This window comes from Butyrivibrio sp. FCS006, assembly GCF_000424525.1.
Lineage (GTDB): Bacteria > Bacillota > Clostridia > Lachnospirales > Lachnospiraceae > Butyrivibrio.
Genome location: NZ_AUKB01000008.1, coordinates 697,057 through 716,150 on the forward strand (window position 1 = coordinate 697,057; position 19,094 = coordinate 716,150).

15 protein-coding genes and 1 rRNA gene are annotated in these 19,094 nt (G+C 43.6%); 2 read left to right on the top strand and 14 right to left on the bottom strand.

What is annotated here, in order from left to right; all coding sequences use genetic code 11:
* Positions 1-252: 252 nt before the first annotated feature.
* From G633_RS0103010 to G633_RS0103025, 4 genes are all read right to left on the bottom strand, one after another.
* Positions 253-543: a hypothetical protein gene (locus tag G633_RS0103010; RefSeq protein WP_026519026.1), complete on the bottom strand. Its 291-nt coding sequence runs from the start codon at positions 541-543 to the stop codon at positions 253-255.
* A gap of 307 nt (positions 544-850) precedes the next feature.
* The gene (locus tag G633_RS0103015) at positions 851-2,668 is read right to left on the bottom strand and encodes a C1 family peptidase (protein ID WP_026519027.1); all 1,818 of its coding nucleotides are present in this window, start codon (positions 2,666-2,668) and stop codon (positions 851-853) included.
* A gap of 11 nt (positions 2,669-2,679) precedes the next feature.
* On the bottom strand, positions 2,680-3,309 hold the full coding sequence (locus tag G633_RS0103020; protein ID WP_022766993.1) for a C39 family peptidase: 630 nt from the start codon (positions 3,307-3,309) through the stop codon (positions 2,680-2,682).
* Positions 3,310-3,321: 12 nt separating this feature from the next.
* Positions 3,322-4,911, bottom strand: coding sequence for a hypothetical protein (locus G633_RS0103025; protein ID WP_026519028.1), 1,590 nt, complete (start codon positions 4,909-4,911; stop codon positions 3,322-3,324).
* 107 nt (positions 4,912-5,018) lie between these two features.
* Here G633_RS0103025 and G633_RS17195 point away from each other — a divergent pair, with 107 nt between their 5' ends.
* Together G633_RS17195 and G633_RS0103035 are read left to right on the top strand one after the other, a co-directional pair.
* Positions 5,019-6,917 carry a TaqI-like C-terminal specificity domain-containing protein gene (locus G633_RS17195; protein WP_196804220.1) on the top strand — a complete coding sequence of 633 codons (1,899 nt, stop codon included), beginning with the start codon at positions 5,019-5,021 and terminating at the stop codon, positions 6,915-6,917.
* A 33-nt stretch (positions 6,918-6,950) separates the two neighbouring features.
* Positions 6,951-7,979: a 3-deoxy-7-phosphoheptulonate synthase gene (locus G633_RS0103035; protein WP_026519029.1), complete on the top strand. Its 1,029-nt coding sequence runs from the start codon at positions 6,951-6,953 to the stop codon at positions 7,977-7,979.
* 89 nt (positions 7,980-8,068) lie between these two features.
* Here the strand turns inward: G633_RS0103035 and G633_RS0103040 are convergent, their stop codons facing one another.
* The 10 genes from G633_RS0103040 to G633_RS0103085 all read right to left on the bottom strand — a co-directional run.
* A complete protein-coding gene (locus G633_RS0103040) occupies positions 8,069-8,965 on the bottom strand; it encodes a tyrosine-type recombinase/integrase (RefSeq protein WP_022766989.1) in 897 nt (298 codons plus the stop codon).
* Positions 8,962-10,764 carry a DUF6020 family protein gene (locus G633_RS0103045; protein ID WP_026519030.1) on the bottom strand — a complete coding sequence of 601 codons (1,803 nt, stop codon included), beginning with the start codon at positions 10,762-10,764 and terminating at the stop codon, positions 8,962-8,964. The genes G633_RS0103040 and G633_RS0103045 overlap by 4 nt, the downstream gene beginning before the upstream one ends.
* Before the next feature lie 5 nt (positions 10,765-10,769).
* Positions 10,770-12,062, bottom strand: coding sequence for a diaminopimelate decarboxylase (locus G633_RS0103050; protein WP_026519031.1), 1,293 nt, complete (start codon positions 12,060-12,062; stop codon positions 10,770-10,772).
* Positions 12,063-12,137: 75 nt separating this feature from the next.
* Complete coding sequence (locus tag G633_RS0103055; protein WP_022766986.1) at positions 12,138-12,815, bottom strand: uracil-DNA glycosylase; 678 nt, start codon at positions 12,813-12,815, stop codon at positions 12,138-12,140.
* On the bottom strand, positions 12,806-13,570 hold the full coding sequence (gene hisF / locus G633_RS0103060; RefSeq protein WP_026519032.1) for an imidazole glycerol phosphate synthase subunit HisF: 765 nt from the start codon (positions 13,568-13,570) through the stop codon (positions 12,806-12,808). The genes G633_RS0103055 and hisF overlap by 10 nt, the downstream gene beginning before the upstream one ends.
* Before the next feature lie 11 nt (positions 13,571-13,581).
* Positions 13,582-14,199 (bottom strand): imidazole glycerol phosphate synthase subunit HisH, encoded by a 618-nt coding sequence (gene hisH, locus G633_RS0103065; protein WP_026519033.1) that lies wholly within the window; start codon positions 14,197-14,199, stop codon positions 13,582-13,584.
* Positions 14,200-14,241: 42 nt separating this feature from the next.
* Complete coding sequence (locus G633_RS0103070; RefSeq protein WP_026519034.1) at positions 14,242-16,566, bottom strand: hypothetical protein; 2,325 nt, start codon at positions 16,564-16,566, stop codon at positions 14,242-14,244.
* A complete protein-coding gene (locus tag G633_RS19040; protein ID WP_155834904.1) occupies positions 16,563-17,381 on the bottom strand; it encodes a hypothetical protein in 819 nt (272 codons plus the stop codon). Before G633_RS19040 ends, G633_RS0103070 begins: the two co-directional genes overlap by 4 nt.
* Before the next feature lie 102 nt (positions 17,382-17,483).
* Positions 17,484-18,386 (bottom strand): chemotaxis protein, encoded by a 903-nt coding sequence (locus tag G633_RS0103080; RefSeq protein WP_022766981.1) that lies wholly within the window; start codon positions 18,384-18,386, stop codon positions 17,484-17,486.
* Positions 18,387-18,724: 338 nt separating this feature from the next.
* Positions 18,725-19,094, bottom strand: a 23S ribosomal RNA gene (locus G633_RS0103085); the annotation flags it as partial.

A 19,094-nucleotide genomic window follows, 5' to 3' on the forward strand; every position in this document is an offset into this window, starting at 1 on the left:
TTATATTATAAATTATACTATATATCGTTAGACAATTATTTATTATTTCGAATTACTTTATGTTTTCTTTATAAATCGTCCATAATTTGTCCAAATTTAGCAAGTAAGATATTAACATATCAGAAGTAACAAACTTCTGACTCCCCCAACAAAACTTTTTTCATACCGGGTCGATTGGCTCCCCACTAATCGACCCCTCCTCCCAAAATCATGGCACCTGTTTAACAGGTGCCTTTTTTATTGGAAAGTTCGTTATGCGGGGATTGCTTCGCCCTCTTCCTTCTTCTCGGAAACATCTTCAGTGGAGATCTGGTCTGACTTTCTTGGTCCTCTTACGCCGAAGCTTCCGTTGTAGCGAAGTTCTTTAAGAATCTTCTTAACATTCTTGATTTCTTTATCAATATCAAGTGGTGAAACGCATACAACAGTAGGTACTCCGCTTCCGCTCATCTCAACGCGAAGGCCGGCATCCTTAAGAGCTTTGAGTGCCTTTAATTTGTCTGTTGTGCTGATCTGTTCCAATTCTTTCTCGTTCTTGTTCATATATCTTGTGCCTTTCTTTATTCTAAACACAATATAACATACTTTTTGACATATTTCAAACGTTTGTTCCTACAATATGCACAAATTCATGTTCGTAATATCGTTTATATTTATTTAAAATCAACTATAAAGATTAAACTAAGTTCACCGATATATATTGTGAGAACAAAATTCTCACTCCCCCAACAAAACTTTTTTCATACCTGGGCAGTTTAACTCCCCATTAAACTGCCCTCCTCCCAAAAAAATCTTGTGAAACCATTAAAAAAGAAGACTCTCCCTAAGTCTTCTTTTTTAGTGTCTTTATTTACTTGTTATTGGTGTAGGCCTTAACAAAGAAGTCCTTGTCATCCTGACTTACCATGTAGTTTCCATCATCTGAAATATAGTAGCTTCTTCCACTGGCTGCATAGGTGTTATGAATGTTACCGGTCAGGTTATTCCACTCATCATAACATGGGTCGCTCATTATCTCTCCGGCCTTCTCGAATACCAGCCTTCCCTTGGTATTTGGCTTTATCAGGATAAAGAACTCATCCCCCGCCTTAAGAGAAACTGGCTTTTCAAGTTCAAAGGAGTGATATCCTCCGCTTATCGCCGATACCTTCTGGGTAGTCTCAGGCTCTTTTCCTGCAAAAGAAACTCCCTCATCCGTAAATTCCGGATTAAGATAAACGCTTATCTCATACTGCTGATACAGGTCGAAGGCCATAATGCCTATTGCCTTAAGCTCTTCATCAGAATGAGCCTTGTACATCATTCCGTAAGGGTTTGATGCTGCCGAATAAGCCTTAGCTGTATTAAGTGAATCATCTAGCGTACTTACTGCATTTGTAATAAATCCGGCAACCTGATAGTTATTGTCATACCAGTTATCATCGCTCTTAAGAGCCACATCATAGGAAGCAGCATTACTTATAGCTGTGGTCTCGTCATAATATGAAAGATAAAAGCAGCCTTTCTGTCCGGAGCCCTCTCCCCAGCTGTTTCTGCATAGCCAGGCGCCATCTCCCTCAGGCGTATACTTAAAGTTTGATGCGCTGTAATCGTCGTCCCATCCGATGATCAGAACCTCATGATCAGCTGTCAGCGGAGTCTCACCACCAAAGGTTGAATAGAGATTGCTGCTGTGATCTTTGAAGAACTTGCCATCTGCGCAAACACCGACAGTTGCTGCGCCGTGTTCCATTATCATCTGCTTGATCAGAGTGTTGTTGTTAATGTTTGACGGCATCTGAAGCACGCTCTGCACATGATAATCTCCGCCGTACGCATCCGAAGGCTTATCCGTGTTATCGGTAAAGAGATAATAGCTTCCGTACAGGCTCTTAAAGGAGTCTGCATCTTTATCGTCAACAGGGCCCTTCCAGGCGCTCAGAATGCTTATAACGAAATTGGTAACACCGCCGCAGGCAAGATATCCGGTATCTGCATCAACGACAAAGGCATCTGCCTCTCCCACGTCATTTACAAACTCTCGGTAGTCGCTATCAATCCCGCCGTCCAGCGAGCCTGTTGCTTCATGCATATTGTAATAGGCAAGATGCTTCTCGGAAAGGTTGATATCCTCGTAGCCGATATCCTCATGATGCTTTAATATATCGCTCTCGCAGGCGCCCATGGCTGCAAAGCTCCAGCACAGATAAGAATAGCCCTGGTCCTTGACCGGAGTTACATATCTCTTGCCATCTACATCTCTTGAATCATATTTGGACGGAATGTCTGATGCGGAAAAAGAGCTGATGTCAACCGGAACAACATCCTTATACTCTTCATCGCTGTAGAAAGTACCTATATCACCTTCGCCCATGACAACAGCTTCGTTGAGGCTGATCTCTCTGACTGTCTCAACGTCATCGCTAAGGGGTTTATTGGCATCCTGTTCAACGATGCTCTCTGTAAGCCCACCGGTATTATCCTTTGGCGTCTGTGTAGCAGCCGGCGTCACTTCATCTCCCGTAACTGCCGACAGATCTTCATCCGTAACAGCTCCGGCGAGCTGCGCATCATCGCGCCTTGAAGGATTTGCGCTTCCTGACGGTCTCATCTTCACGACAACAAGAGCGCAGATCGCTGCTGCAAGCAAAAGAACAACTGCCAAAATAATTCCGGTTTTCTTCTTCATTTCAAGCCCTCTTAAGAAATCCTGGTGGTGTTAAAGGAACCAAAAATTGACTGTGATATATCTTTTGAAAATGCTTCGTAATCTATGTAGTGGATGCCCTTCTTCCAGCCGTCTATAACTCTTAGCATGGGATAGAGCTTATCCCCAACCTTCCATATACTGTAACCTGCCACAACTATTGTGTGGTCTTTATAGAACCCCCTTGCGATGTTCATGATGACCGGTCTACCTTCCGATATCTCACGAACAACATGTTTTTCAAAGCTCCAGACATAGACGCCTCTGCATCTCGCCTTGACTCCATACTCCTTAAAGGTCTCCCTTGTAATACCTGCGATAAAGAAAGGCATTGTTCCTCTCTTATCTGTATAGCCGTAGGCTTCTGCCACCTCTTCCACGAATTTGTAAAGCTCGTGAATATCCTCAGGAATTCCGGGGAGCTTTAGCTGCTGGCGATAATAATCAACCACTCTCGTAACTGCCACTACTGAGCAGTTCCTTGTAACTCGGCCGCTTATCTGCTCCATGGACATCTGATTCATGAGGATGGATCTGCCTCTTTTGACCAGAATCCCCCTCTGCCCATATTGCTCCATCAGATATTTAGATACGTTTGTTATGCCCCCATACGGCTTTTTCATGAGAAAAATCCCTTATCGCTCGTATACTTTATCATTGATGATATAGAACAATTTACCGCTATTATCCTTAAATCCCGGGACTGCATCCCTGGAAAACACATAGTCAAATGAGTCACAATCACTTGCTATGAGCTTTGTTTCACCGGTCTTTATACTTAAGCTGTAAATATTACCATCACTTATATAATAGCATTTTTTAAAGAATTTATCCCACCTAATGGAATCAATAAAATTCTTACCGCATTCAGCCACAAACTCTTTTGTGCCGTCTTCTGCTAAGCTGTAGAGATTATAAACGTATTCGTCTTCCACTTTTTCACGTATGAGCATAACCCCTTCGCTCAGATCATCATTCATTGAAACGTAGGCAATATGTTCTGTGTCCTCATACAGTGTAGTTTCTAAAACCTCACCAACGGTATATACCGCCTTTACAATGGCATCCTCTCTCTCGAAAACACAGCCCGGTCCTTCCTTGGATAAGCCAAAGTTATTGCAATAGCCTTCTGATAAAAGAACAGCTTCCGGAATCACACCATTTGTGCAATATACACTCCTGTAGCCTGTTATTATTACATTTTCTTCAAAATTCGATGCATCAAGGACCATTGAGTAGTATGAATCATTCATTACATAGTTATAATCTCCGAAGCCTTTAAGCTCGCTGATATCATCATCAATGCTCAGGTCCACAACAGAATCGGTAAACACATCGTAATACCTTATCCTTTTGTCGTAATAAAACAGAACCTTCTGGCAATTTCTGTCAAAAAGAAGTGTCCTGGTATAGTTTTTGCTGAGCTTCATTCTCTCGCCGTTATTGGAGCACATAAGCCCTGTTCCAATGGATGTATCATTTGCTTCATAGAAAGCATACTTGCCATCGTCAGATACTACATAAGGATGATAAAATCCGGAATCAGTCATATCTATACACTCCGGCTCCTTGTCAATACCGGCAATATAAACTGCTGTATCTCCGCCGCTTTGATATTTAATATAACAAAGCATCTTACCGTTAGGTGATATGCAGGCGTCAAAGCCGCTATCATCTATCACTATTTCTTTCTTATTCTCAATTTCATAGAGGCAAATTCCGGAATCTGATGTATAAAAAGCGTATGTTCCCTCAAAATTTATTCCGCAGTAAACACAGTCCTCTGCTATCTTGGTGTAGTTAAGATTGGAATCTATCAAATAGCAACCGCCTTTATTCTGAAGCACTCCATACTTTCTGTCAGCATCAAAGCGTATAGGAAGTCCGTAGCTGTCCTCCTTAAAAAAGTCAGTAAGAACATCTCCCCTGTCATTAAAGATATAGCTGTTGCACTCATATATCCTTGCGCCTTGATAGTTTCTCTTCTCCTTCTCTTCATATCCCAGGAGCTTCGTCTCATCAATGCCCAAATGCTGATCCAATGAAATGCCGAGTTTCTCCTTGCTTGCAGACTCGATATTCTTGGAAACCTCATCAAAGCGCTTCTTGGCGTCTCTGTTAATGGTCGTAATAAACTTATATCCCGCAACCAGTGACCCTGTAATTATGGCTGCCATGACCAGCACCAGTAATAATCCTGTTAAAAGACCTTTTCCCTTTTTCATTACACTTTCCTTACCTTAATTTCTCTAAACATCAAACCATGCCATTATACAGCATGGGAGTAGGTTTTGCACTTGCAATTTTGTTTGCGCCCATTAATAATGTAAATATGGGCACAAAAGATTTAGACAACGAGACAATCAGCATATCAAAGGCCTCTGAGATTCTTGGCATTTCCGAAGCCACAGTTAAAAACTGGGTGAAGCTTGGGAAACTCTCCTGCATCTCAAGGCGTCACTATGTCTTTTTAAGGGCTGATATCATGCGCCTTCACAAAGCCCTGGATACTTCCGAATACTTAAAAAGCCGTCGCAACAAGACCAGGAATAGCGAAAACTATATACCAAAGTCCTACATCGACAGCAATTCACCAAATTATCCAATTATAAAAGCTCTTATTGTCGAGCTGACCGGTAAGCGCATCAACGTCCGTGACATTATCCATGCCTACGCACGCTCTTTTTGCATGTCAAAAGACATTCCGGCGGGCGTTATAGATTCCCTTTTAGGAAAGGCTTCTAAAGCCCTTCCTTTCAGTATCTTGGACGAGTATCCTCTAAATTATATTGAGGGGGAGGATACCCTGGGTATGCTCTATATCTCGCTCCGCCGCCTTCAGGAAAAGAAATCCACCGGCTCTTACTACACCCCATTCTACGTGGTGGACAAGATCGTAGATGAAGCGTTCCCAAAAGATCTGCCTTCCGATATGAAGCTGATAGATCCCGCCTGTGGCACAGGAAATTTCCTGCTTCGCCTTCCAAAAAGTCTGCTACCAAAGAACGTTTATGGCTCTGATATCGACCCGGAAGCCGTTGCCATAGCCAGGATCAATCTGGTTCTTAAATACAACATAAGAACCGCTTCTAATTTAGATACAATTAAGAGTCACATTTTGTTGCAGGATTATTTAAAAAATGAATCAGGCGATCATTATGACCTGATGATTGGCAATCCGCCCTGGGGATTCGTATATTCTAAAAATGAGCAAAAGATGCTAAAAGAGCTCTTTGTCTCCTATACCGGCGACAAGAATCCCGAGTCCTTCTCATTATTTATAGAAAAGAGCCTTGAAAGCCTTGCAGATAACGGAGTAATGTCTTTTCTCCTACCGGAGTCGATCCTGGATGTCAGGCTCCACACTGCCATTCGCAGCCTAATGTTGGGTAAAGCACAGGTTCTGTCAATCCATTATCTCGGTGAGGTATTTGATAAAGTCCAGTGCCCATGCGTGATACTGACACTGAAAAAGACATCCAAAAAAGCTAAAGACTATAAGACCGAGGTCTCTTTTTCAAAATCAAGAAAATCTGAGCTCATCACCAAAAAGAGCTTTACTGCTGACTCTGGACGCCTTGCATCATCAAGCTTCCAGCTTATCTGCGACGATACGGAATATGCTCTTTTGAAAAAGATTGAGTCAGTGCCACATTTTACCTTGGAAGGCAATGCAGACTTTGCCCTTGGCATTGTAACCGGCTCCAACAAGACTCTGCTCTCCGATACACCGCTTCCCGGCTACGAACCTGTAATTACGGGAAAAGAGCTGACGAAGTATTCACTGCTTCCGGCTAGGAAATATCTGCGATTCAACCCGGAGAGCTTTCAGCAATGTGCTCCGGAGAAGTTCTATCGGACAAAAGAAAAGCTCTTTTACAGATTTATAGCTGATGAACCGGTTGTCGCCATAGATAACGAAGGACTTGTTTCTCTGAACAGCGCAAATATTATCATTCCGCATATGAATGGCTATAGCACCAGATACATAATGGCGATCCTGAATTCCTCAGTCATGAGCTTTTATTACAGGCACAGGTTCAGAAACATGAAGGTTCTGCGCTCTGCCCTTGAAATGCTCCCTATCGCAAAGTGCTCTGAAGCTGACCAAAAGAGGCTTTCTGAGCTTACAATGCAGCCGGATCCTGCTGAGATTGATAAAATAGTCGCTTCGCTCTATGATATTACTGATGAAGAATTAGCTTTACTTTTACGGTTTAAAGTGCTATAGTGAAACTCGACTATTAAATTTGGAGGAATAGAAATGTCTTTTGAATATATACAGAAGCTCCCTACTCCCGAGGAGATCAGACATGAGTATCCCCTTGGCAAGGAGCTGACAGCACTCAAAAAAGAGAGAGACGCCATGATCGCTGACGTATTCACAGGAAAGAGCGACAAGTTTCTGGTTGTTGTAGGCCCATGCTCTGCCGACAACGAGGATGCTGTCTGCGATTACGTATCACGCCTTGGCAAATTAAACGATAAGGTTAAGGACAAACTGATCCTTATCCCCAGAATCTATACCAACAAGCCTCGTACAACGGGCGATGGATATAAGGGAATCACCTCTCAGCCCGATCCTGAGGGCAAGACAGATTTCAGAGCCGGTCTTGTTGCCATGAGACACATGCAGATTAAGGCCATCGAGGAATCCGGCCTTACAGCAGCTGATGAGATGCTCTACCCCGAGAACTGGGGCTATGTTGCAGATATCCTCTCTTATGTGGCCATCGGTGCCAGAAGCGTTGAGGACCAGGAGCACAGAATGACAGCCAGCGGCTTTGATGTTCCTGCCGGAATGAAGAATCCTACCAGTGGAACCTTAAGCGTCATGCTCAATTCCGTTTACGCAGCTCAACAGCCTCACACCTTCGTTTACAGAGGCTATGAAGTCAATACCAACGGTAATCCTCTTGCACACTGCGTACTCAGGGGCTCCAGCAACAAGCATGGCCAGTCACTTCCCAACTACCACTACGAGGACTTAAGCCTTCTGCTTAAGCTCTATGAACAGAGAGAAATCGTTAATCCGGCTGCCATCATTGATGCCAACCACAATAACTCCAACAAGCAGTTCAAGGAACAGATCAGGATTGTAAAAGAGGTCCTTCACTCAAGAAACCACAACCCCGACATCAAGAAGCTTGTAAAGGGCGTTATGATCGAGAGTTACATTGAAGAAGGCTGCCAGAAGATCGGCGAGGGAATCTACGGAAAGTCCATCACAGATCCATGTCTTGGATGGGACGACACAGAGAGGCTCCTTCTTGATATCGCAGAAATGTCATGACATTGAAATGAGCCCTGGGGACGGAGTCAGGGGTTCATTTTCAGAAAATTCTGAAAATGAGCCACTGACTCCGTCCCTAGGGCTCATTTTTAGTTTCTGATCCTTGCCCAGGCGAATGGGTCTTTTGAATTATCTTTCTTTTTAATATATCTGGAAATCGTGTTACTCTCCGAATATCCCATCAGTTCCTGAACCGAAGATACATCTGCTCCGTTATCAACCAGATGCACAGCAAATGAGTGCCTTAAAGTAAACGGAGTAATATCTGAATTGATCCCCGCCTTCTTAACATAGGTCTTTATCAGCTTCCAAAGTCCCTGTCTGCTCATGGGTGTTCCGCTGCAGTTAAGGAAAACTGTCTCGTCATCTTCATCACCTTCAAGGAGCTCAGCTCTTGCCTTTAAAAGATAGCTCCCTAGGGCATCCTTGGCTTTCCTGCCGTAAGGCACGAGCCTTTCCTTGGCGTTCTTGCCACTTCCCGTAATCCTTATACAGCTAAGGCTCAGGTCAACGTTTGAGAGCTTAAGTCCTATAACTTCCGATGCCTTAAGACCTGTCGCATACATAAGCTCAAGTATCGCTCTGTCTCTTATTCCCTTGGCATCGCTGCCAAAGTCCTGGCTCAGAAGGTCCTCAATTTCTACCGTAGTCAGTACTCTTGGTCCCTTCTTCTCTATCTGTGGGCTCTTTAGTGTCTCCGCAGGGTTATCATCAATATTGCCGTTCTCAAGCATATAACGGAAGAAAGCCTTTATCGAGGTATAGTGCCTTGTTATGGATGACGCAGCAAAATGCTCATCCTGAAGGCTACCAGCGTAGTCCAACAGACGATCCTGAGTTATGTCCTTAACATCGGTTATCCCTCTTCTCTCCATGTAAGAAACCATTCTCTCCAGGTCTCTTTTGTAGGATATAACGGTGTTATCGGAGGTCTTTTTTACACTTTTGAGATACCTTGTAAACTCCTGTATCTGAGTGTCCATCATAACTTTTCTTCACTCTCCTTGTTTTTTCCAAAAAGCGCTAGCACTATCCAAATGGGCATAGTAAGCACATATGCATATCCATATCTGAAATCCACCACAGGCGATGCAATAAGAAGTGTAGCCACAATAAGGAGCAACAGAATATGAAGCGTGATGTTCCTCTTCTTCCTTACAGCTACAATAAGTGTTATCAGAAGTCCCCAAAAATATGCACCAATGCTGAATAACATTCCATATACAGGCATGAAATCCCCGAGTTTAAGAAGGATCTCTTTTACCTTGATAAACCTTCCACCGATAATAGGGCTTGCATAGAGTCCCATATCGTTAGACATGATTCCGTCCACATTTCCTACACTATAAGCCACATCAGGATAGATATAGCCGCCGGTTAAGTCATACCAGGCCTTTACGTACAACCCCGGATTCTTTAAAAAAAGCTTAAACCAGAGCCCAAAATACTGACCTTTATTTGCTTCCAGAACCTCCGGATGTCCGGCCCTTACGAGTTCTTTTATGTTATCAGCGTAATTTGCTGCATAAAGCTCTTTTACATAAGTTCTGTCAATTACGGCATCGATAAGCGCAAGTTCTTCATCTGAGACATTTCCATCCTCCACAAGGACTCTGGCCACCTGCTGAAGCGGCACAGAAAGAGACTCAGTAAAGTCCGGACTTGCCACATTGAAGGCCTCAAATACAGGTCCTTTGATGACAACGACTACTGCTATCGACAATATCGCTGTAACCAGAACCGGCACAAGCTGCTTTTTAAAGAGCATTACGAATATTACAAGGAACGGTATCATTGCAAAAAATGCATTGGATCTAAATAGCATCAGAAGTACAGAGAGCACAAAAAACAGGATATAATCAGTAACTTTAACCCCCGTATCCCTTCTGGTGTACATCTCTGCAATAAGGCATCCAAAAAGTACTGTCAGGCCTGCAAACGGAACATCCTTCCATACAGTCACGGCAAATACAGCATTAAAAGGCACAAAAGCAAAGAAAATGACAGCCTGTACAACATGCCTCAAATTGACATGCTCTTCTATCCTTACAATCTCTCTTACCGCAGCAGCATTACACAGACACATAAACACCATCTGAAACTGTGTGTAGCAGGCAATCCCTGCAATCTTATCCTGCGTCAGCATTACACCGATCCGGTAAAAGAGCTTTATGAGCAGCGTATGGACTACCGGATGATGGTTAGAGAATCCTGTTATTCCAACAACCTGCTGATACTGAACCAGAGAATCGGCGGTCATAATGCCCGGAAACTCATAAAGAAAATACGGAAGATATCCCAGAAGGCAAATTGCGGCTGTAACAAGGAAAACCTTGTTCTCCAAAGCTTTGGTAGCTTTCTTATACTTTACGTCATCAACTTCTGCTACCTTTTTCTCAAATTTGTCTCTCTTAAGGAGCATACAAACAGCCATGTACAGGAGCGAAAACAGGATAAAAAGCCCGCAGCACATGATAATTACAGCAAGAGCTTTAAACATCCCACTGGAAAACTGTGCCGTGATCATTCTATAGACAAGACGCGTTATAAAAAGAGACAAAGCCGTAGGCAAAATCCCCCATCCCAGCAGCATTAAAACAGGTGGCTTTTCCTTATATTTTGAGCCAAGCACCCATTTATTCAGGAAATAAATGCACGCAAAAAGAACTACCGTAAGTGGATTTCTTACGGTAATTCCCATTAGCAGCTGAATTGCCCAGCATCCCATTAGTGCCGGGATATATTTAAAGATTTCTTTTTCTATGCGCTCTAAATGCACCTTCATAAATTTCAAACGCCTTCGTTATCCATGATCTCTTTTAACTTATCATACACCTTAAGGCCATCGAAAGTAGCAAAATAATCTCTTGGAGTCTCGGCTCTTCTGATAAGCTCTACGCTTCCGTCCTTCCTAAGAAGAAGCTCTGCGCTCTTGAGCTTGCCGTTGTAGTTGTAGCCCATTGAGAATCCGTGAGCTCCCGTGTCGTGGATAAAGAGGTAATCTCCCTTGTCAATCTTAGGTAACGCTCTCTCAATTGCAAATTTATCATTGTTCTCACAAAGTGAGCCGGTTACATCATATACGTGATCAAGAGGTGCATTCTCTTTTCCAAGGACGGTGATGTGGTGATATGCGCCATACATTGCCGGTCTCATAAGGTTTACTGCGCAGGCATCAACACCGATGTACTCCTTGTAGATGTGCTTCTCATGGATTGCCTTTGTAACAAGAGCACCGTATGGAGCCATCATGTATCTGCCCATCTCAGTGAAGATAGACACATCTCCCATTCCAGCGGGAACAAGGATCTTTTCAAACTGCTCGCGAACGCCTCTTCCGATTGCAGCGATGTCATTGCTCTCCTGGTCAGGCTTATATGCAACGCCTACGCCACCTGAGAGGTTGATAAATGCCACCTTGGCACCTGTCTTATTCTGAAGCTCTACAGCAAGCTCAAAGAGCTGTCCTGCAAGTTCAGGATAATAGTCATTGGTAACTGTATTGCTGGCAAGGAATGCGTGAATACCAAATCTCTTGGCACCTTTCTCCTTGAGGATCTTGAAAGCCTCAAAGAGCTGGTCCTTGGTCATTCCATACTTGGAATCTCCGGGGTTATCCATGATCTGATTGGCCATGGTAAATACTCCGCCGGGATTGTATCTGCAGGAGATGGTCTCAGGGATCTTGCCAATTGTCTTTTCAAGAAAATCGATGTGAGTGAAATCATCAAGATTTATGATTGCGCCCAGCTTATCGGCATATACAAACTCCTCAGGGGGAGTATCGTTTGATGAAAACATGATGTCCTCTCCTGCTGCACCGATAGCATTGCTGAGCATAAGCTCTGTCATTGATGAGCAGTCAAAGCCGCATCCAAGGCTCTTTAAGATCTCCATAAGTCTTGGGTTAGGTGTTGCCTTTACTGCGAAATATTCCTTAAATCCCTTATTCCATGAAAAAGCCTCATATACTGCCTTGGCATTCTTGGTAAAGCCCTCTTCGTCATAGATGTGAAAAGGTGTCGGATAGGTTTTAACGATCTCCTGGACTTTCTCCAGGGTTACAAAAGGTTTTTTCATAATATCCTCCTGGTACTCATACAATAAAAACTTACCTCAAACTTTAACACGTTGGTGTGCTATATTGCAAGAGTAAACTTAAATATTCTCTATCTGCCAGTCAATTGGCTCAACACCATTGGCTTTCAGGAACTCGTTAGCCTTGCTGAAATGCTTGCAGCCAAAGAATCCTCTGTAGGCAGATAAAGGGCTTGGATGAGGTGCTGTAAGGACCAGGTGTTTGGGGTTATTGAGCATTGATCTCTTCATCTGCGCAGGTCTTCCCCAGAGCATATAAACAACAGGCTCGTCTTTTTTATTAACAGCCTGGATTATGGCGTCAGTAAACTGCTCCCAGCCTTTTCCCTGATGGGAATTGGCAGCATGTGCTCTGACCGTCAGAACAGTGTTCAGCATAAGAACGCCCTGATCAGCCCATTTCTTAAGATATCCGTTGTTGGGTATATAGCACCCGAGGTCATCATTAAGCTCTTTATAAATATTCTGAAGTGACGGCGGTGTATCAGCCTTACCAGGAAGCACGGAAAATGAGAGTCCATGTGCCTGCCCCGGCTCATGATACGGATCCTGCCCAAGTATCAGCACCTTCACGTCCTTAAGAGGCGTAAAATGCAGAGCATTAAATATGTCCTCAGATGGTGGATATACCACATGAGTACTGTATTCATTTTTTACAAATTCATAAAGGTTCTTATAATACGGCTTTTTAAACTCACCGCCAACTGCTTCAAGCCAGTCGCCTTCTATCATCCCCATCTGACCGGAACTCCTTTCCCAGCAAGGTACTCTTTTACCTGGTTGATCTCAAGCTCTTTATAATGGAAAAGAGATGCAGCAAGAGCCGCGTCAGCTCCACCCTCTGTAAGTGCATCAAAAAAATGCGACAGTTCTCCTGCTCCGCCGGAAGCTATAACAGGCACTGAAACTGCATCTGCCACAGCTCTTGTAAGCTCTATGTCATATCCGTTCTTGGTTCCGTCGCAGTCCATGCTTGTAAGAAGGATCTCGCCGGCTCCAAGCTCTACGCCCTTCTTAGCCCACTCTACAGCATCGAGGCCCATATCAATTCTTCCACCGAATTTATATACGCTCCAGCCGTTTCCATCCTCTCGCCTCTTGGCATCGATGGCAAGAACAACGCACTGGCTTCCGAACTTCTCAGCAGCCTCTGCAATTAGCTCCGGTCTGTCTATGGCAGCAGAGTTAACAGCTACCTTATCGGCGCCTTCTCTAAGAATTGCTCTGACATCATCAACAGTCCTGATTCCTCCGCCAACGGTAAACGGGATAAAGACCTTTTTGGCCACTTCCCTTACCATGTCGGCTACAGTAGCTCTTCTCTCATTGGAAGCAGTGATATCGAGGAAAACCAGCTCATCGGCTCCTGCCTTGGAATAGGCTTCACCGACAGATACCGGATCTCCTGCATCTTTAAGATTTACGAAATTTATTCCCTTTACAACCCTGCCGTTGTTTACATCAAGGCAGGGAATGATTCTCTTTGTAAGCATACTTTTTGCTCCTATATGTGTAAAAAGTTATCCAGTATCTGCATTCCAACATCTGCGCTCTTTTCAGGATGGAACTGGCAGGCAAAGACATTTCCGCACTCTACAGAGGCATCTATTGTTACCGAATAGTCTGTAGTAGCTGCTACAATGGATCTGTCTGCAGCCTTCAGATAGTATGAGTGAACAAAATATACATAAGGTTCACCTGATATTCCTTTAAAAAGCCTTGCGCCTTCTGTTATCTTAAGACTATTCCAGCCAATCTGCGGAATCTTGTATAAGTTTCCCTTATCATCCTTATCCGGAATATCTATTATCTCACCACGCAAAATGCCCAGGCCACGAGCTCCCTCCGACTCCTTACTGGACTCGAATAAAAGCTGCTGACCCAGGCATATTCCCAAAAAGGGTACTTCCTTTTTTACAACTTCATTTATTATGTTCTCAAGACCATACTCCCTGATCCGGTCCATGGCATCGCCAAACGCACCAACTCCCGGAAGAACAACATGGTCTGCTCTGAAGATAGTTTCAGAATCTCTGGTAACTTCTGTGTCAGCCCCAAGATACTGGAAGGCCTTCTCCACACTCTTTATATTTCCTGCATCATAGTCGATAATTGCTACCACTTGGCATCTTCTCCCTTCCCAGGTATCGATGCCTCAAAGCAGTTACGACTCCAGAGTTCCTACAATCTCCATGAGCCTGATAGTATAATCTCTATCCTTCTTGATCGAGTTAATCTCCTCAACGTCTGCCTCTGACAGACCATAACTCTCTGAAAGCAACGATTCTATACTATCGTACACGCTCTTAACTTCAATTTCAACACTATACTTTTCAGCTTCCGCTAAAAGAACTTCCTTATTCCTCTTGGCCATAAGAAGCATATCAAGCGCTTCTTCCTTCATATTCATTGCAGTGTAATTATCATATCCGTCGAGATACCTCTGTGCCCAGGCAAGAACTCTCGACTGCTCATAGATAACAGTCTCCTTCTCCGTCATATCTTTTCCGTAGAGCATCTTGTAGGCTGTGGTATATTCTCTGTGGGTATACGCTGTCTCTGCTCTCTCTGAAGCAATCCTGTCAGGAAGAACAAGAGCAGGTATCATGATCAGAATACCAAGGCTGGCTGCAAATATTCCTGAAATAGCGATCTTCTTAGGTGAAATAGCCTTTTCAGGCGCTCCGGGTTCCTTAGGAGGTTTTGGCTTTTTCTCCTTCTTGGGCTTCGGAGGCTTCTTTTCCTTCGGTGGCTTTTCCTTCTTTGGCTTCTTCTCTTTGGGCTTCTTTTCCTTCTTTTCTTTCTTTTTCTTGCCCTTTGGAGCTCCGCCTTCGCCAAGCTCATCAAGAACCTGCTGGTTTTCCTCGGTCAGGCTTGCAAGACCCTCATTCTCTGGTTCTTCATCCTCTTTAGTCAGAGCCTGCAACAGTCTTGCAAAAAAGCCGGGCTTCTTTTCTTTATCGCCTTTATCGCCCTTCTTTTCTTTCTTTTTCTTACCTTTTGAGGGCTTTTCATCCTCTTCTCCGGAGTCTTCCTTGCTCCTCTCGGGTATTGATGCAAGTTCTTCAAGAGACGGCTCTCCTGCTCCTTCATCACCAAAGCCATCCTCTGTCAGCGCATCAAGTATATCTTCCTTAGGAATCTCAGATTCCTCTGCATGTCCTGTCTCTTCGTCCTTGGCAGCTGTGCTCTCTATGTCCTCAATCTCATCATTTGCGAGAGAGTTCATAAGAGCATCAAGATCCTGCATGGATACTTCTTCACCGCCTGATTCCTCGCCGGCAGCGGCGTTGGATTCCGCAACTTCAGCAAGTGCTGCTACTTCACCATCAGTAGCGCTTGTATCTCCTTCATCAGCCCCAAGAAGATTATCAAGGCTGGCCTCTAAGGTTTCCAGATTAAAATCATCCTCAGATATAGCATCCAGGGAAACATCACCGCTATCTGCAGCAGGTGCATCAGCTGCAGGTGCTTCTGCGCTCTTTTCATCACTGCCTGCATCATCGGGTGATTCCAAAAATGAATCTAAGTCGATTTCTATGGGTGGTGCATCAGCTTCTTCTGGGGCAGCTTCAGGTGCTGCCTCAAGATTATGTTCCTCAGGCTCTCCTCCATCCAAAGTAAATCCTGAAAGATCTATATCATCTAATTCATCTTTTGGCTCTTCCGGCGTACTCCCTACATCTGCAGCAGGCTCTTGTGCCTCAGCATCAGCGCCGACCATCTCATCCATAGCGTTTTCAAGATCATCAAGTGAAAGGTTATCTACATTTAATTCTTCCGGATTTGCCTCCGGCTGCGCAGCTTCATCCTCGCCCTCTTCCTTCATATTATCGAGGACTTCGCTGAGACTGTCCTGCATATCCTCTTCGCCCGGATTCGTCAGCGATCCGTCAGGCATATCATCCAAAAGATCTGTCAGAATCTCTTCAGGAGTCTGATCAGCGTCAGAACTTCCGTCTTTTTCCAAAATGACCTGATTATCCTCCGGAAGCGAAACCTCCGGAGCCATTTCTAAAAGAGCGTCGTCGCCCTCCGTGGTATCAACAAGGGGTGCCCCTGTATTAGCCGGCATTCCGTCAAATTTGCCGCTCTGGATCTCTGCATCCATTCTCTCGGCATCGGCAATGGCTTCATCAAGGGCTATTTCCTCAGGGTCTCTTACGTCATCACTTGTGGGATCTGCGCCAACTCTGAACACCGGAACAGCCGGATCTGTAGGAGATTCAATATCATCTAAAAGATCTGCCATCCTGTCATCTACAATCTCATCAGCATCAAGCTTACTGAGGAGACTTCCGATCTCATCCAGATCTTTATTGCCATTTGAATTATTTACAAGCGCGCCAATATCCCCTGATCCACTTGGTGAACCGGAGGAATTACGCATAGAGGACATTCTGCTGAGTGCAGACTGAGGGTTGTTGCTATTCGATTTTTGAGCGGAATTCAGTAAACTGTCGAGATACTCCTCGTTGTTCGAATTCATAGCCCTTCACTCTCCTGCAAAATATAATTAACCGAATTCATCTGTATGGAATCGGTTTTTACTTTTATTTCGGGGGTATGATGAAACAGCTTTTCGTGTACTCTGATAAGATGAGCCTTTTTATTTATAAAGGTAACCTTCTCAAAAGGCCATCTTATAACAGTGGGATAATCCAGGGAAACACCAAGCTCAAGAATCAGCAGGTTTTTACCCAGGGTACTTGAAAGATATTGCTGATACTTATCCCAATAATATAAATAAGCTCTCTCGTTATATTTAATTTTACTATATTCTTCGCGTTTTTGGTTAAGATATAATAATTTTCCGTCAAAAAATGGTTTATAAAAGGTTTCTTCCTCTCCCAGTATGCCATTTCTTTCATTAATTATCATATGTATCCTGCTTACTATCCCCTGAAAATCTTCTGATTTTGTAACTTCTATGAGTTCTTCCTCAGGGTCATTGCTCTGAAGATACCTGTAATTACCGCAGGGATAAACACAGTGTTCTTCTTCAAAGCCGTTTAAAAAAGCATCCTGAATAAAAAGATCAGAAACAAGGAAATAGCTCTTTTGCCCAACTAATTTTCTAAGGCCTTTATAAGCTTCATCTATTCTCTCATCGTTATTGTAATAGCCATACTCAAACTCAACTATGGGCCAAAGCCAGGCGTTTTCTTCTTCGTCGCAGTATTTACGCAGTTCCTGGTATCGCAGGTCTTTCTTAATACCCTTTTTTATCCAGTCCCATTCACTGCCGATTCCAATAACAAGCATATCGCTTTCGTTTATATATTCAGACAGGCTCTTTTCCATAATCATTACCCCGTTTAATAAAAAAATCTCCCTTTACCAAAGCAGTCATTGAAAACATGTTTTCATAACTGAGTTAGCAAAGGGAGTTGGGATCAGTTAATATCAGCCATCCGTTGCATTAACTAGTTCATCAATTACAGATACGAGATTTCCAATCTCAGGTTTTGATAACTGTCTGTCAGCTCCAAGGGATTCTCCCTTTCTGCGCATTTCCTCATTAACAAGGGATGAGAAAATGATAAGAGGTATATCCTTGGTAGCATCATCGCTCTTAATGAGCTTTGTAAGCCTGTGTCCATCCATGATAGGCATCTCAATATCAGTTATGATACATTTTACTTTATCAAGCTCGTTTCTGTCCTTACAAGCTTTGATATAGTCATACGCAAGCTTTCCGTTTTCGAAATGTCTTACGTTGTTGTATCCTGCCTTGTTAAGGGAATCAACGATAAGCTTATTAAGAAGCTGTGAATCCTCAGCAAGAACAATAGGAACCTCATTACGAGGACGGGATCCGATGTCACCGAGAGCATCCATATTAAGACCGGTATTAGGATTGATATCAGATACAATCTTCTCAAAATCGAGGATAATGATCAGCTGATTTTCAAACTTGATGATACCTGTTGAAATACTCTCTTCAGCCTTTGAAATTGTAGCATTAGGCTTAATAATATCAGCCCATGATACTCTGTGGATACCAACTACAGAGTCAACATGGAACGCAATATCAAGTTTGTTGAAGTTTGTGATAATGAATAATCCGCCAGCCTTAGAAGCGCCGCGCTGCAAGCAGTTTCTAAGATCGATAGCCGTGATCATAGTATCACGAGGCATAAATATACCTTCTATACTAGGGTGGGCGTTGGGTACAGGCGTCACTTCCTGATAAACAATAATCTCTTTAATCTTTGCAACGTTGATACCGTAGCAGTGATCATCGATTTTAAACTCAAGTACTTCTAACTCGTTGTTGCCGCTTTCAAGCAGGATTTTTGATTCCATTCGCTCACCTCACGTAAGAAATTTAAGTTAAAAACTAACATAAAACCGATTGAAAATTATTTAAATATCCTCATTAAGTATATCATAATTTTTTACAAATAAATACAAAAAAACAAAAAAGACGGACAGTTGTCCGTCTTTTAAGATTTGATTTATAAGTTTTTTATAAATTTTGTATTTCGTTTAAAAATGCAATAAAAAATTGTACCCTCAAAACCGAATACTGAAATCTCTGTTACATCGAAGTTCTGCTCTCGTGCTTTGCACGAGCCAGAACACGCTCGAACTAGCTTCGTGAAATACCTCAGCAAGTTCTCACAGCCCTAATCTTTGCTTTTTTGGATAAGCCCTCGACCTATTAGTACACATCAGCTGAACACGTTACCGTGCTTACACCTTGTGCCTATCTAACCTCGTACTCTCCAAGGGGTCTTACTCCATAAAGGAGGGATATCTCATCTTGAGGGGGGCTTCACGCTTAGATGCCTTCAGCGTTTATCCCTTCCGGACGTGGCTACCCAGCCTTATGCACCTGGCGGTGCAGCTGATACACCAGCGGTCCGTCCATCCCGGTCCTCTCGTACTAAGGACAGCTCCTCTCAGATATCCTACGCCCGCGCCGGATAGGGACCGAACTGTCTCACGACGTTCTGAACCCAGCTCGCGTACCGCTTTAATGGGCGAACAGCCCAACCCTTGGGACCTGCT

What these genes read in the sequence shown, in the direction of transcription:
- G633_RS0103035 (WP_026519029.1), top strand. Translation starts at nt 6,951, where the DNA reads ATGTCTTTTGAATATATACAGAAGCTCCCTACTCCCGAGGAGATCAGA.
- G633_RS0103020 (WP_022766993.1), bottom strand. Translation starts at nt 3,309, where the DNA reads ATGAAAAAGCCGTATGGGGGCATAACAAACGTATCTAAATATCTGATG.
- G633_RS0103045 (WP_026519030.1), bottom strand. Translation starts at nt 10,764, where the DNA reads ATGAAGGTGCATTTAGAGCGCATAGAAAAAGAAATCTTTAAATATATC.
- G633_RS0103015 (WP_026519027.1), bottom strand. Translation starts at nt 2,668, where the DNA reads ATGAAGAAGAAAACCGGAATTATTTTGGCAGTTGTTCTTTTGCTTGCA.
- hisF (WP_026519032.1), bottom strand. Translation starts at nt 13,570, where the DNA reads ATGCTTACAAAGAGAATCATTCCCTGCCTTGATGTAAACAACGGCAGG.
- G633_RS0103070 (WP_026519034.1), bottom strand. Translation starts at nt 16,566, where the DNA reads ATGAATTCGAACAACGAGGAGTATCTCGACAGTTTACTGAATTCCGCT.
- G633_RS0103080 (WP_022766981.1), bottom strand. Translation starts at nt 18,386, where the DNA reads ATGGAATCAAAAATCCTGCTTGAAAGCGGCAACAACGAGTTAGAAGTA.
- G633_RS17195 (WP_196804220.1), top strand. Translation starts at nt 5,019, where the DNA reads ATGGGCACAAAAGATTTAGACAACGAGACAATCAGCATATCAAAGGCC.
- G633_RS0103055 (WP_022766986.1), bottom strand. Translation starts at nt 12,815, where the DNA reads ATGGGGATGATAGAAGGCGACTGGCTTGAAGCAGTTGGCGGTGAGTTT.
- G633_RS19040 (WP_155834904.1), bottom strand. Translation starts at nt 17,381, where the DNA reads ATGGAAAAGAGCCTGTCTGAATATATAAACGAAAGCGATATGCTTGTT.
- G633_RS0103010 (WP_026519026.1), bottom strand. Translation starts at nt 543, where the DNA reads ATGAACAAGAACGAGAAAGAATTGGAACAGATCAGCACAACAGACAAA.
- G633_RS0103040 (WP_022766989.1), bottom strand. Translation starts at nt 8,965, where the DNA reads ATGATGGACACTCAGATACAGGAGTTTACAAGGTATCTCAAAAGTGTA.
- G633_RS0103025 (WP_026519028.1), bottom strand. Translation starts at nt 4,911, where the DNA reads ATGAAAAAGGGAAAAGGTCTTTTAACAGGATTATTACTGGTGCTGGTC.